We start from the raw sequence: 13,768 nt of genomic DNA, 5'->3' as shown, positions 1-13,768 counted from the left end.
CAGAACCGACCGACCTCCCGAGGGGACGAGAACTGATGGCCTCCATCGAGATGCGCAACATCGTCAAGCAGTACGGCGACGGTTTCCCCGCGGTCAACGACGTCAGCCTGGACATCGCCGACGGGGAGTTCATGATCCTCGTCGGCCCGTCCGGCTGCGGGAAGTCGACGCTGCTCCGGATGATCGTCGGGCTGGAGGACATCACCAGCGGCGACATGGTCATCGGCGGGAAGCGGGTCAACGACCTGGCACCCCGCGAGCGCAACCTGTCGATGGTCTTCCAGAACTACGCGCTGTACCCGCACCTGACGGTGTTCGAGAACATCGCCTTCCCGCTGCGGCTGTCCAAGACGCCCGACGACGAGGTCCGCCGCCGGGTGAAGGAGGCCTCCGAGGTGCTCGACCTGGACGAGCACCTCGAGCGCAAGCCGGCGAACCTCTCCGGTGGCCAGCGGCAGCGCGTGGCGATGGGGCGGGCGATCGTCCGGCAGGCCGAGGCGTTCCTCTTCGACGAGCCGCTGTCCAACCTCGACGCCAAGCTGCGCGGGCAGATGCGGACCGAGATCTCCCGGCTGCAGCGCCGGCTGGGGATCACCACCGTCTACGTGACCCACGACCAGACCGAGGCGATGACGCTCGGGGACCGGGTCTGCGTGCTGCGCAAGGGGCGGATCCAGCAGGTCGCCTCGCCTCGAGAGCTCTACGAGCAGCCGGTCAACCTGTTCGTGGCCGGCTTCATCGGGTCGCCGCCGATGAACTTCCTGCCGGCGACCCTGGAGGACGGCAACCGGCTGTCGACCCCGTTCGGGCCCATCGAGCTCGACGAGACGCGGGCGGCCGCGCTGCAGGGCAAGGGCGACGTCCTGCTGGTCGGCATCCGGCCCGAGTACTTCGAGGACGCCTCGCTGGTCGACGAGGCGAAGCGGCCGCACGGGTCCGTGTTCCGGGCCCGGGTCGACGTCACGGAGTGGCTGGGCGACTCGCAGTTCGCCTACATCCCCTACGACGCGCCCGATGCGATCCGCGACCAGCTCCGGGACCTGTCGCGGGAGCTGGACTCCGAGGAGCTGCGCACCCAGGCCATCGTGTCGATCGACTCGACCAGCCGGATCCGCGAGGGCCGGGAGGCGGAGTTCTGGCTCGACACCCGCAAGGTGCACGTGTTCGACCCGCACTCCGGGGAGAACCTGACCCGCGACGCCGAGGCGGGCGCCCGGCTGACCGAGATGGCCACCGAGGACCGGCTGGAGCAGGTGGAGCACGCGCAGAGCACCGGGCAGACGGTCACCGGGACCAAGCGCGGCGGCGCCACGCGCGCCGGGGCAGCGTAGGGGAGGTCCGCGTCCGGCCCGTCCTCAGGCGGGCCGGACGCGGGCCGCCTCCAGCTCGTCCCGGGTCGGGGGGTCGGCGCCCGCCCGCGTGCAGTTGAGCGCGGCCACGAGCGCCGCCTCGTCGACGACGTCGGTCAGCACGTCGTCGGACAGCCCCACCAGCGCGGCCCGGGTGGCCAGCCCCCGCCGCAGCAGGCCGGCGAACAGCCCCGCGGCCAGCGAGTCGCCGGCTCCCACCGTGTCCACGACGGCCACCGGCGGGATGTCGCGGCGCAGCACCGGCCGGCCCGGGCGGGCGACCCTCAGCGGCTGCCCGCCGTCGGTCACCACGACCAGGGCCGGCCCGCGCTCGGCCCACCCGCCGGCGGTGCTGTCGAGGTCGGTACCCGGGTCCAGCCAGGCCAGGTCCTCGGCGCTGACCTTGACGACGTCCGCGTGGGCCAGCAGCCGCTGCAGCCGCCGGCGGACGGCGGCGGGGTCGTTGCCCAGGGAGGCGCCGGCCGGGCCCTCGGCGAGCATCGGGCGGATGTTGGGGTCGACGCTGACCAGCAGCCGGCCGCTCACCCGCTCGACGAGCCGCGCGATCGCGTCGCAGCCGGGCGGCGTCCAGCTGGAGATCGAGCCGACGTGCAGGATCGCGGTGGTCTCCGGCAGCGCGGCGGCCAGCTCCTCGTCGGTCCACTGCCAGTCGGCGGCGCCGGCCACGTGGAAGCCGTAGTCCGGCGACCCGTCGGGGCCGAGTCCCACGACGGCCAGGCTGACCGGCTCGGTCGCGGCCACGAAGCGGCTCACGTCGACGCTCGAGCGCTCGGCGTGCCGCCGCAGCGGGTCGGCCATCGGCCCGGTGCCCAGCCGCGCGAGCAGCGTGACCGGCGCTCCCAGCCGACCGGCCGCCACGGCGACGTTGAGGGCGTTCCCTCCCGGCGCGGCGACGTAGTGCGGCGCCGTCCCGTGCGGGCCGGCGCCGGCGTCCGGGTCCGGGAGCAGATCGACCACCAGCTCACCGACCACCGTCAGGTTGGGCTCGCCCTCGACCACGGCCCCGAGCCTAGGGCGGGCCGCGCCGCGCGGCCTGTGGTGGCTAGTGGGCGGCGAGACCTGGGACGATGGCGGGGACGACGTCCGCCGGGCCCACCGGGTCCCCGTGCGGGGCACAGCCGGCGACAGACAGCGGAGGACCCATGCCCAACCCGTTCGTGAAGCTCTGGAAGTACCTCACGGCGTCGGCCAACGCGAAGATCGACGAGAAGGCCGACCCCAAGATCCAGATCGCCCAGGCCATCGAGGCCGAGCAGCAGCGGCACCAGGCGCTGGCCAACCAGGCCGCCGCGGTGCTGGGCAACCAGCGGCAGCTGGAGATGCGGCTGAACCGGCAGCTCGGCGAGGTCGAGAAGCTGCAGGCGTCCGCCCGGCAGGCCCTCGTGCTGTCCGACCAGACCCGCGGCAAGGGCGACGCCGCCAAGGCCGCCGAGTACGAGCAGGCGGCGCAGGCGTTCGCCACCCAGCTGGTCGCGGCCGAGCAGGCCATGGAGGACCTCAAGCGCAGCCACGACGAGGCGCTGCAGGCCGCCGAGCAGGCGCGCGGGGCGGTCGAGCAGAGCCGCATGCGGCTGCAGACCACGCTGGCCGAGCGGACGAAGCTGATGAGCCAGCTCGAGCAGGCCAAGATGCAGGAGCACGTCGCCGACTCGCTGCGTCAGGTCAACGAGCTGTCGGCGCCGGGCAACACCCCCAGCCTCTCGGAGGTCCGCGACAAGATCGAGGCGCGCTACGCCAACGCGCTCGGGCAGGCGGAGCTGGCCCAGACCTCGGTCGAGGGCCGCATGCTCGAGGTGCAGAAGGCCACCCTCGACGTCGCGGGCGCCTCCCGCCTCGACCAGATCCGCGCCTCGATGGGCGGCGGCACCCTCGCGGTGACCGGCACGCCGGCGGCGGGTGCGATCGAGCAGGGCACCCCGCCCGTGGCCGGCACCGCGGTGACCGACCAGGTGGCGCAGCCGGCGGAGCGCCCCGACCCCGCCTGAGCGGAACGAGGTCGACGGTGGGGCCGTACGCGCGGCCCCACCGTCACCCGGGGGTGGCGATCGGGCGGGGGCGACCGGGCTCGCCGGTGCGTGCCCGCGGGTCGACGGGGGAGTGTGCGGCCTGGCAGCGCGGGCACCAGTAGGTGACCCGCTCCTGCAGCTCCGGCCCCTGGTCGCCCATGAGGATCGGCGTCGCGCAGCGCCGGCACGGCTTGTTCCTGCGGCCGTAGACCCAGTGGTCGAACCCCTTGCGCAGGTCCCCGGTCGTGCTCTGCTCGGGGTGGTCGCGGTTGGCCAGCATCAGCGTCCGGGCGCGGGTGACCAGCGGCTCGAGCCGGTCGTCGACGTCGCCCACGCGCGCCCAGGGGTGGACGCCGGTGAGGAACAGCGACTCGACCTTGTAGAGGTTGCCGGGGCCGCACAGGTTGCGCTGGTCGAGGATCGCGACGCCGACCTCGACGTCGGGACCGCCCCGCAGCCGGCGCAGCGCCTCGTCGAGGTCCCAGTCGGGGCCGAGGACGTCGGGACCGAGGTGCCCGACCAGCTGGTCCTCGTGCGCCGTCGGCACGAACGCCATGTCGTGCAGCCGGTAGCCGACGCACTCCCACTCGTCGGTGGCGAGCACGGCGCGCACGGAGAACGCGGGCCCGCCGCGCCAGCGCGCACCGGGCCGGTAGACGTGCCAGCTGCCGTCCATCCGGTAGTGGGTGCGCAGCGTCCAGCCGTCGTCGAGCCGGATCAGCATGTGCTTGCCGCGGGGGACGACCTCCCGCACCGTCCGGCCGGCCAGGTCGGTGGCGGCGAGCTGGGGCACGCGCAGCTCGCCGCGGCGCAGCGTGGCACCGGCCAGCGCCTGGTGCATCCGCTTGGCCGCCAGCCACACGGTGTCTCCCTCGGGCACCTCCCCAGTGTCCCCGCTGGACATCGCCGCTGCTCGCGGGCGGTGTGAGGCCGCCGACACCCGGGACGATCCGGCGCCGCCCGGGCGCTGCAGCCCCGCGTGCAGGCCCTCGCCGCGCTCCGCGCCTCCCGCTCCCGGCCCGAGTCGACCGAGCCGGTCACCGTCACGGCCGCCCGGGTGGTGCGGCCGCGCCACCGGGAGGCGTTCGAGGAGTGGGCCACCGAGGTCCTGCGCGTGGCCGGGGCGTTCCCCGGCAACCTGGGCGGGACGCTGCTGCGGCCGGGGCCGGGCGGCTCGGAGTACCACCTGGTCTACCGCTTCCGCGACGACGCGGCCCTGGCCGCCTGGGAGCGGTCGCCGCAGCGGCGGGCCGCCCTGGAGCGGATGCGGGGGATGGTGGACGGCGAGCGGGTCTCGCGGGTGTCGGGGCTGGCGGCCTTCGCCACCCGCCCTCCCCGGCCGGGTCCGCGGTGGCGGACCACCGTGCTCACGGTCCTGGGTGTCTTCGTCATCACCCTGGGCCTCCAGCTGCTCGTGGCGCCGCACGTGTCGAGCTGGCCGCTGCCGGCGCGGCTGCTGCTGTCGGCCTGCGTCGTGGTGCTGCTGCTCGGCCACGTCGTCATGCCGGCGCTGACCCGGCTCCTCCGCGGCTGGCTGCACCCGCCGCGCTGACCGGCCGCGCCGGCCCCATCCCGCCGTGCCAGGGTGCTCGGTCATGGCCACCATCCACGACACGACGCTGACGCCGGGCAAGCTGGAGCTGCTGACCGCGTGGCTGCCCCGCCAGCCGTGGTACCGGGACCACGCGGGCCCGCCGGTGCTGGTCCGGTCGGGTGGCTTCCGGCTCGACGACCCGGCGGGGGAGGTTGGCATCGAGTTCCTCCTCGTCACCGACACGGCCGGACCCGGGACGACGTACGCCACCCCGCTGACCTACCGCGGTGCGCCGCCGACCGACGACGGCGCGCTGGTCGGCACCGCGCAGCACGGGGTCCTGGGTGCCCGCTGGATCTCCGACGCGGTGGCCGATCCGGTCGCGATGCAGCAGCTGCTCGCCCTGGTCGCCGGCGACGTCGTGGCCGCCCACCAGACCCGCAGCGACACCGCCGACCCCACCGTGACCGGCCGCTGGACCGGCCCCGGGGCGCCGGTGCTCGCCGCTCCGCCGTCCCCGCGCGGGCCGGGCGTGGCCGTGGAGGTCCGCGGCGGCGGTTCCGGGCAGCCGCTGGTCCTGGAGGTGGTGCGGGTGCTCGACCCGGCCCCCGCGCCGGAGGCCGAGCCGCCCGGGACGGTGACGGCCGATGTGCGGCTGCCCGACGGGGAGGTGGTCCGCCGGACGGTCGCGGTCGTGCGCCGGGCCGGGTGACCCCTCAGCCCCGCAGCCGCAACCCGCGGGGCGTGGCGGCGAAGCCGGCGGCCTGCAGCGCGGCGGACAGCGGGGTCGACTCGTGCACCGACGCCCCGTCGGCCTTCTGCACCACCATCCGGCCCAGCGCGCCGGCGGCGACCGCCCCGGACAGCGCGGTGGCGGCCTCCTTGAGCAGCTGCTCGTCCTCGGTCCACGACAGCAGCGTCTTGCCGCCCCGCTCGACGTAGAGCACCAGCTCGCCGTCGACGAGGACGACGAGCGCGCCGGCCTTGCGCCCGGCGCGGTGCCCGCTGCCGCGGCGGCCGCCGGTGCCCTCGCCGAGGTCGACGGCCGCGGCGGCCGCGCCGTCGGGAGTCGCCGCCGGGTCGGGCCGTTCCGGCCACGGGAGCGCCGCGCCGTAGACGTTGGCGGGGTCGGTCGCGGCGAGCACGACGGTGCCGGCGGGCGCCCGGTCCGGGGACGCGAAGCCGCGGAGGCGGTCCACCGAGCCCGGGGTGCCGAACTGGGCGGCGCCGAGGGTCTCCACGAAGTAGCCGCGCCGCGCCCGGCCGTTCTCCTCGAACGCCCGCAGCACCGGGTAGACGGCGGAGAAGCCACCGGGCACCTGCTCGGCCATGACCGCGCCCCGGGTGAGCACCCCGTGCCGCTCGAGCAGCGCCTCGGCGCGGGCGGTGGTGCGCCGCGTGGGGTCCGCCTCGCGGTCGGGCAGCCGCGACCAGCGGCCGGCCACCGTCGGCGGCCCGCTCCGGGTCGGCATCGCGGGCCGGCCGAGCCGGGGGCGGCCGTAGCGCGACACCCGGGCGCGGGGCGGGGCCGGCGCCCGGCGGTGGGTGCCGGCCCCGGCCAGCCGGGTGCGCAGCGGGGCCAGCGTGTCGTTGGTGAGGTGACCGGACCACACGAGGTCCCACACGGCGTCGGCCAGCGCGGTGTCGTCGGTGGCGCCCACCAGGTCGGCCAGGCCGCGGAAGAACATCGCCTGCCCGCCGGCGAGCCCGTCGAGCACCGCCGCGGCGTAGCCGCCCTCCTCCGGCAGCTCCAGCGGCTCGGGCAGCAGCAGGTGCGCGACGTCGGCCGGCACCAGGCTGACCCACCCGTCGTTGCCGGGCAGGGCGCCGGCCCCGGCCCAGAGCACCTCCCCGGCGCTGGTCAGCTCGTCGAGCATCGCGGGGGAGTAGTCGCGGACCCGCGAGGGCAGGACCAGGGACTCCAGCGCGCTCGCCGGGACCAGCGCCCCGGCCAGCTGCTCGACCACCGCGAGGACGCCGTCCGTGCCGCGCAGCCGGCTGCCCACCGACTGCCAGGCGGGCGTGAACCGCGCCAGGGTGCCGATCGGCACCGGCTCCACCTCCTGGCGCAGCCTGGCCAGGCTGCGGCGGCGGATCGAGCGCAGCACGTCGGCGTCGCACCACTCCTGCCCGGTGCCGCCGGGGCGGAACTCGCCCGAGACGAGCCGTCCGACCGAGACCAGCCGCTGCAGCGTCGCGGTGACCACGGCGACGCCGAGGCCGAGCCGGCGGGCCACCTCGTCGGGCTGGAACGGGCCGTGGGTGCGGGCGTAGCGGCCGACGATGTCGCCGAGCGGGTCGCTCACCGGCTCGGTGAACACCTCGGGCACGCCGACGGGCAGCGCGGTGCCCAGGGCGTCGCGCAGCCGGCCGGCGTCCTCGATCGCCACGTGCCGTTCCTCGCCGGCGATCCGGACGACGATCGCCCGGCGCGAGGCGACCAGCTCCGCCAGCCACTCCGCCGGCACGCCGCGCGCCGCCGCCTCCGCCGGTGTCAGGTCGCCGACGACGCGCAGCAGGTCCGCGGCGCCGTCCACGTCGCGCGGGTGACGCGGCGCGGGCAGCCGCTGCAGCTCGGCCTCGATCTCGCCCAGCGCCTCGGCGTCCAGCAGCTCGCGCAGCTCGGAACGCCCCAGCAGCTCGGCGAGCAGGCCGGTGTCCAGGGCGAGCGCCTGCGCGCGGCGCTCGGCCAGCGGCGCGTCGCCCTCGTAGAGGAACTGCCCCACGTAACCGAACAGCAGGGAGGAGGCGAACGGCGACGCAGTCTGCGTCTGCACGTCGACGACCTTCACGCGGCGGGCCTGCACGTCCCGCATCAGCTCGACCAGGCCCGGGACGTCGTAGACGTCCTGCAGCACCTCGCGGGCGGTCTCCAGCGTGATGGGGAAGCCCGGGAACTCGCTCGCCACCGACAGCAGCTGCGCGGCCCGCTGGCGCTGCTGCCACAGCGGGGTGCGCCGGCGCGGGTCGCGGCGGGGGAGCAGCAGGGCGCGGGCGGCGCACTCGCGGAAGCGGCTGGCGAACAGCGCCGAGTCCCCGACCTGGGCGGTCACCTCGCGCTCGACGTCGTCGGGGTCGAGCACCGCGAGGTCGGCCTCGGGTGGCTCGCCGGTGGTGTCGGGCAGCCGCAGCACGATGCCGTCGTCGGAGTGCATCGAGGCGACGTCGACGCCGTACCGCTCGCGCAGCCGGGCGGCGAGGACCAGCGACCACGGGGCGTTGACCTGCGCGCCGAAGGGGGAGTGCACGACCAGCCGCCAGTCGCCGAGCTCGTCGCGGAACCGTTCGACCAGCAACGTCCGGTCGTCGGGCAGGTGGCCGGTGGCGGCCTTCTGCTCGGCCAGGTAGGCGAGCAGGTTGTCCACGCCCCACTCGTCGAGACCGGCCGCGCGGGCACGCTCACGTGCCGCGTCGGGGCCGGCCGAGCCGACCTCGCGGAGGAACGCGCCGAGCGCCCGGCCGAGCTCCAGCGGGCGGCCGGGGGCGTCCCCGTGCCAGAACGGCATCTTCCCCGGCTGGCCCGGGGCGGGGGAGACCAGCACCCGGTCGTGGGTGATCTCCTCGATCCGCCAGGACGACGACCCGAGCAGGAAGACGTCGCCCACCCGGGACTCGTAGACCATCTCCTCGTCCAGCTCGCCGACCCGCCGCCCGCCGGTGCCCTCGGCGCCGACGATGAAGACGCCGAACAGGCCGCGGTCGGGGATGGTGCCGCCGCTGGTGACCGCCAGCCGCTGCGCGCCGCCGCGGGCGGTGAGGGTGTCGGTGACGCGGTCCCAGGTCAGCCGCGGCCGCAGCTCGGCGAACGCGTCGGAGGGGTAGCGGCCGGCCAGCATGTCCAGCACCGCGTGCAGCGCGGACTCCGGCAGCCCGGCGAACGGTGCCGAGCGGCGGACCAGCTCCCCGACCTCGTCGACCGTGCGCGGCCGCTCGGACACGATGGCCACGACCTGCTGGGCGAGCACGTCCAGCGGGTTGCGCAGGTAGCGGATGGACTCGATGGCGCCGGCCCGCATCCGCTCGGCGACCAGCGCGCACTGCACGAGGTCGCCCCGGTACTTGGGGAACAGCACCCCGCGGCTGACCGCACCGACCTGGTGGCCGGCCCGGCCGACGCGCTGCAGCCCGGCGGCCACGGTCGGCGGCGCCTCCACCTGCACGACCAGGTCGACCGCGCCCATGTCGATGCCGAGCTCCAGGCTGGAGGTGGCGACGACGGCGGGCAGCTGCCCGGACTTCAGCGCCTCCTCGACCACCGCCCGCTGCTCGCGGGAGACCGAGCCGTGGTGCGCGGCGGCCACCGGTGTGAAGCTCTCGGGCACGCCGCCGCCGGCGCCGGCCTGCGCCATCAGCTGCGCCGGGGTGGACCCGGGCGGCACCGGCTCGCCGGTCTGCCGCTCGTAGGCGAGCTCGTTGAGGCGGCTGGTCAGCCGCTCGGCCAGGCGCCGGGAGTTGGCGAACACGATGGTGCTGCGCGCGTCCTCGACGAGGTCGAGCACCCGCTCCTCGACCGCCGGCCAGATCGACGTCCGCGGCTGGTTGCCGGCGGCCGACCCGTCCAGCTCCCCGGTGGGCTGGCCCAGGGTGCCCATGTCCTCGACGGGGACGACGACCGACAGGTCCCACTGCTTGGCCGAGCCGGGTGCCACCACCTCCACCGGCCGGCCGCCGGCCAGGAACGTGGCCACCTCCTCGATCGGCCGCACCGTCGCCGACAGGCCGATGCGCTGGGCCGGGCGGTCCAGCAGCTCGTCGAGCCGGTCGAGCGTGACCGCCATGTGGGCGCCGCGCTTGGAGTCGGTGACGGCGTGCACCTCGTCGACGATCACCGTCTCGACCCCGCGCAGGGCCTCCCGGGCCTGGCTGGTGAGCAGCAGGAACAGCGACTCGGGGGTGGTGATGAGGATGTCCGGCGGGCGCCGGGCGAACGCCCGGCGCTCCTCGGCCGGGGTGTCGCCCGAGCGGATGCCCACCGTGATCTCCGGCCGGGGCAGCCCCAGCCGCAGCGCCGCCTGGCCGATACCCGTCAGCGGCGCGCGCAGGTTGCGCTCGACGTCGACCGCGAGCGCCTTGAGCGGGGACACGTAGAGGACCCGGCAGCGGCGGATCTCCTCGGCCGGCGGCGGGCTGCTCGCCAGCCGGTCCAGCGACCAGAGGAAGGCGGCCAGGGTCTTGCCCGAGCCGGTGGGCGCCACGACGAGGGCGTGCCCGCCGGAGCTGATGGCCGACCAGGCCCCCTCCTGCGCGGCCGTCGGCTCGGCGAACGCGCCGGTGAACCACGCGCGCGTGGCCTCGGAGAACCGGTCGAGAGCGGACACGCAGCCAGTGTCACCCGGGGGTACGACACTCCGCCGTCGCAGCGTTCCGCGCACCGGCGCGAGCAGGGGCATTGCCCGCCCGCTCCCGGGGGTCGAGGCTGCCTCATGGCCCACACCCGGAGCACGACGAAGTCCACCGCCGCGCCGGCGCCGCGGACCGAGGTGTCGCCCTCGGTCGAGGTGGCCCCGCGGTCGACGGCGAAGGTCGACAACGCCTTTTACGAGAAGGAGCTCGCCCGGCTGCAGGTCGAGCTCGTCAAGCAGCAGGAGTACATCCGCGCCCGGGGACTGCGCGTCGTCGTCGTCTTCGAGGGCCGCGACGCCGCGGGCAAGGGCGGGGCGATCCAGCGGATCACCGAGAGCCTCAGCCCCCGCGCCGCCCGCATCGTCGCCCTCGCCGCCCCCACCGAGCGCGAGCGGACGCAGTGGTACTTCCAGCGCTACGTGGCGCACCTGCCCGCGGCCGGGGAGATGGTCCTGTTCGACCGGTCCTGGTACAACCGCGCCGGCGTCGAGCGGGTGATGGGCTTCTGCACCGAGGAGGAGTACCGGGAGTTCCTGCGCTCGTGCCCGGAGTTCGAGCGGCTGCTCATCCGGAGCGGGATCACGCTCGTCAAGTACTGGTTCTCGGTGAGCGACACCGAGCAGGAGAAGCGGTTCCAGTCGCGGCTGAAGGACCCGACCAAGCGCTGGAAGCTCAGCCCCATGGACCTGGAGGCGCGCAACCGCTGGGTGGACTTCTCCCGCGCCAAGGACGCGATGTTCGCCGCGACCGACATCCCGGAGGCCCCGTGGTGGGTGGTCGAGGCGGAGGTCAAGAAGCGCGCCCGGCTCAACGTGATGACCCACCTCCTCGGCCAGGTCCCCTACCAGGACCTCACGCCCGAACCGCCGGCGCTGCCGCCCCGGCCGCCGGTGCGCGACGACTACGTCCGGCCGCCGAAGGAGAGCCAGCACCTGGTGCCCGACGTCGTCCCCTGAGCGGGCGGGCCGGTCGGTGACCCACGACACACTGCGGCACACTCCGGGCCATGCGCTCCACCCTCCACGAGGCCGACCACCAGGCGTTCCGCGCGACGGTGCGGGCGTGGGCGCAGAGGTCGGTGGCCCCCTTCCACGCGGAGTGGGAGGCCGCGGGCATCGTGCCCCGCGAGGTGTGGACCTCCGGCGGCGCGCAGGGCCTGCTCGGCACGGACATCGGCGAGGAGCACGGCGGCGGGGGCGTGCGCGACTTCCGCTACAACGTCGTGGTCGACGAGGAGCTGACCCGCAGCGGCGCCACCGGCGTCGGGTTCACCCTGCACAACGACGTCGTCGGGCCCTACCTGCGGGACCTGGCCACGCCCGAGCAGCAGGAGCGCTGGCTGCCCGGCTTCTGCAGCGGCGAGCTCGTCACCGCGATCGCGATGACCGAGCCGGGCACGGGCAGCGACCTGCAGGCGATCCGCACGACCGCCCGCCGCGACGGCGGCGACTGGGTCCTGTCGGGCGCGAAGACCTTCATCACCAACGGCATCAACGCCGACCTGGTGATCGTCGTCGCGCGCACCGATCCCGACGCCCCCGGCGCGCGGGGCACCAGCCTGCTCGTCGTCGAGCGCGGCATGCCCGGCTTCACCCGCGGCCGCAACCTCGAGAAGGTCGGGCTGAAGGCGCAGGACACCGCCGAGCTGTTCTTCGACGAGGTCCGCGTGCCCGCCGAGAACCTGCTCGGCACCGAGAACCGCGGGTTCGCGCACCTGATGGACAACCTGCCGCAGGAGCGGCTGTCGATCGCGGTCACCGCCGTCGCGTCGGCCGAGACGGTCCTCGCGCAGACGCTGGAGTACGTCCGGGAGCGGACGGCGTTCGGCCGGCCCGTGGGCAGCTTCCAGCACAGTCGCTTCGTCCTGGCCGAGCTGCACACGGAGACGACGATCGCGCGCACCTTCGTCGACGAGTGCGTGCGCCGGCTGAACGCCGGGGAGCTGAGCGCCGTCGACGCGTCGATGGCCAAGTACTGGACGACGGAGCTGCAGAACCGGGTCGCCGACCGCTGCCTGCAGCTGCACGGGGGCTACGGCTACATGGACGAGTACCCCGTCTCCCGCGCCTGGCGCGACGCCCGCGTGCAGTCCATCTACGGCGGGACGAACGAGATCATGCGCGAGATCATCGGCCGGTCGCTGGGCCTCTGACGGTGGACACCACGCAGACGGCGTCCGCGCCCGACGTGGCGCGGGTCCAGCGGCGGACCCTCGCCGTCCTCGGCGGCGGGACGGCGCTGAGCGGTCTCGGCGTCACCATCGGCATCACCCTGGGGGGCCTGCTGGCCCGCGACGTCGCCGGCAGCGACGCCGTCTCCGGCCTGGGGCAGACCGCCGGCGTGCTCGGCGCGGCCGTGCTCGCCGTCCCGCTGGCCCGGGTCAGCGACCGGGCCGGGCGCCGGGCGGGCCTGGCGGCCGGTCTCGCGGTCGCGGTCGCCGGCGCGGTGAGAACGGTGGTCGCGGCCGCGCTGTCGTCGCTGCCGCTGCTGCTGGCCGGGCTGTTCGCCTTCGGGGCGGCGACCGCCTGCGGGTTGCAGGCGCGCTACGCCGCCGCCGACCTGGCCGCCCCCGCGCGGCGGGGCCGCGACCTGTCGCTGGTGGTGTGGGCCACGACCGTGGGCTCGGTGCTCGGACCCAACCTCGTCGGTCCGGGGGCCGACCTCGGCGTGCGCCTGGGGCTGCCGCCGCTCGGGGGCGGCTTCGCCCTGTCGGCCGCCGTGCTCCTGCTCGTCGCCGTGCTGTACGCGACGTCGCTGCGCCCGGACCCGCTGCTGCTGGCCCGGCGGCTGCGTGCGGGCGGGGTCGGGACACCGGTCCGGCCGCAGCGGGCCACGCGGGCCGCCCTGGCCGCCGTGTGGTCCGACCCCGGAGGGCGGCTGGGGGTCACCGCCGTCGTCGTCTCGCACGCGGTGATGGTCGGCGTCATGGTGATGACGCCCGTGCACATGGGGCACGCACACGGCCTCGAGGGGACGACGCTGCGGCTGATCGGCCTGGTGATCAGCGTGCACGTGGCCGGTATGTACCTGTTCTCCCCGGTCGTGGGCTGGCTCGCCGACCGCGCGGGGCGGCGCGCGGTCGTGGCGCTCGGGTGCGGGCTCCTGCTGGCCGCCGCGGCTCTCGCCGGGACGGCCGGGCCCGCGGACGCCGGCCGGCTGGGCGCCGGGCTGCTGCTGCTCGGCCTGGGCTGGTCGTGCGGGCTCGTCGCGGGCTCCACGCTGGTCACCGAGCCGGTCGGCCCGGAGCAGCGGCCCACCGCGCAGGGCGGCACCGACCTGCTCATGGGCCTGGGCGCCGCGCTGGCCGGGGCGGTCGGCGGACCGCTGCTCGGCTGGGGTGGCTACGGCCTGGTCGCCGGCGTCTCCGCGGTCCTGGTGCTCCCGCTGGTCGGCCTCCTGGCGGGCGTGGGTCAGCGCCCGCGGTAGTTGCGCCAGAGGAGCACCAGCGACAGCAGCAGGCAGAGGGCGATGCCGATCTCCAGGACCGTGTCGAGCGCGTCCGAGCCGGTGGTGAT

At 75.7% G+C, this 13,768-nt stretch carries 10 protein-coding genes; 7 read left to right on the top strand and 3 right to left on the bottom strand.

Annotation, left to right across the window (positions count from 1 at the left end; translation table 11 throughout):
* Window positions 1-35 precede the first annotated feature (35 nt).
* Window positions 36-1,331, top strand: coding sequence for an ABC transporter ATP-binding protein (locus tag ACI781_RS09135; protein WP_456565774.1), 1,296 nt, complete (start codon window positions 36-38; stop codon window positions 1,329-1,331).
* Window positions 1,332-1,355: 24 nt separating this feature from the next.
* Here the strand turns inward: ACI781_RS09135 and ACI781_RS09130 are convergent, their stop codons facing one another.
* Entirely contained in the window at window positions 1,356-2,369 is a 1,014-nt protein-coding gene (locus ACI781_RS09130; RefSeq protein ID WP_456565773.1) for a carbohydrate kinase family protein, read from the bottom strand.
* A 143-nt stretch (window positions 2,370-2,512) separates the two neighbouring features.
* Here ACI781_RS09130 and ACI781_RS09125 point away from each other — a divergent pair, with 143 nt between their 5' ends.
* On the top strand, window positions 2,513-3,355 hold the full coding sequence (locus ACI781_RS09125; protein WP_456565772.1) for a PspA/IM30 family protein: 843 nt from the start codon (window positions 2,513-2,515) through the stop codon (window positions 3,353-3,355).
* A gap of 43 nt (window positions 3,356-3,398) precedes the next feature.
* On the opposite strand, the gene ACI781_RS09120 is transcribed toward ACI781_RS09125, so the two are convergent.
* Window positions 3,399-4,256, bottom strand: a complete 858-nt coding sequence (locus ACI781_RS09120) for a DNA-formamidopyrimidine glycosylase family protein (RefSeq protein WP_456565771.1) — start codon at window positions 4,254-4,256, stop codon at window positions 3,399-3,401.
* A 99-nt stretch (window positions 4,257-4,355) separates the two neighbouring features.
* Here ACI781_RS09120 and ACI781_RS09115 point away from each other — a divergent pair, with 99 nt between their 5' ends.
* Window positions 4,356-4,928 (top strand): antibiotic biosynthesis monooxygenase, encoded by a 573-nt coding sequence (locus ACI781_RS09115; RefSeq protein WP_456565770.1) that lies wholly within the window; start codon window positions 4,356-4,358, stop codon window positions 4,926-4,928.
* Between the two features lie 43 nt (window positions 4,929-4,971).
* Window positions 4,972-5,622 carry a maltokinase N-terminal cap-like domain-containing protein gene (locus ACI781_RS09110; protein ID WP_456565769.1) on the top strand — a complete coding sequence of 217 codons (651 nt, stop codon included), beginning with the start codon at window positions 4,972-4,974 and terminating at the stop codon, window positions 5,620-5,622.
* Window positions 5,623-5,626: 4 nt separating this feature from the next.
* Here the strand turns inward: ACI781_RS09110 and ACI781_RS09105 are convergent, their stop codons facing one another.
* Window positions 5,627-10,228 carry an ATP-dependent helicase gene (locus ACI781_RS09105; RefSeq protein ID WP_456565768.1) on the bottom strand — a complete coding sequence of 1,534 codons (4,602 nt, stop codon included), beginning with the start codon at window positions 10,226-10,228 and terminating at the stop codon, window positions 5,627-5,629.
* A 105-nt stretch (window positions 10,229-10,333) separates the two neighbouring features.
* Between ACI781_RS09105 and ppk2 the strand changes: the two genes are divergently transcribed.
* The 3 genes from ppk2 to ACI781_RS09090 are packed head-to-tail and all read left to right on the top strand — an operon-like array spanning window position 10,334 to window position 13,679.
* Window positions 10,334-11,209 (top strand): polyphosphate kinase 2, encoded by an 876-nt coding sequence (ppk2, locus tag ACI781_RS09100; RefSeq protein WP_456565767.1) that lies wholly within the window; start codon window positions 10,334-10,336, stop codon window positions 11,207-11,209.
* 50 nt (window positions 11,210-11,259) lie between these two features.
* On the top strand, window positions 11,260-12,405 hold the full coding sequence (locus ACI781_RS09095; RefSeq protein ID WP_456565766.1) for an acyl-CoA dehydrogenase family protein: 1,146 nt from the start codon (window positions 11,260-11,262) through the stop codon (window positions 12,403-12,405).
* A gap of 2 nt (window positions 12,406-12,407) precedes the next feature.
* On the top strand, window positions 12,408-13,679 hold the full coding sequence (locus ACI781_RS09090; protein ID WP_456565765.1) for an MFS transporter: 1,272 nt from the start codon (window positions 12,408-12,410) through the stop codon (window positions 13,677-13,679).
* The last annotated feature ends 89 nt before the right edge of the window (window positions 13,680-13,768 follow it).

Source organism: Blastococcus sp. SYSU D00695, assembly GCF_054050555.1.
The sequence above is the reverse complement of the archived record's forward strand: the minus strand, read 5'-3'. Positions and strand labels throughout refer to the sequence as shown.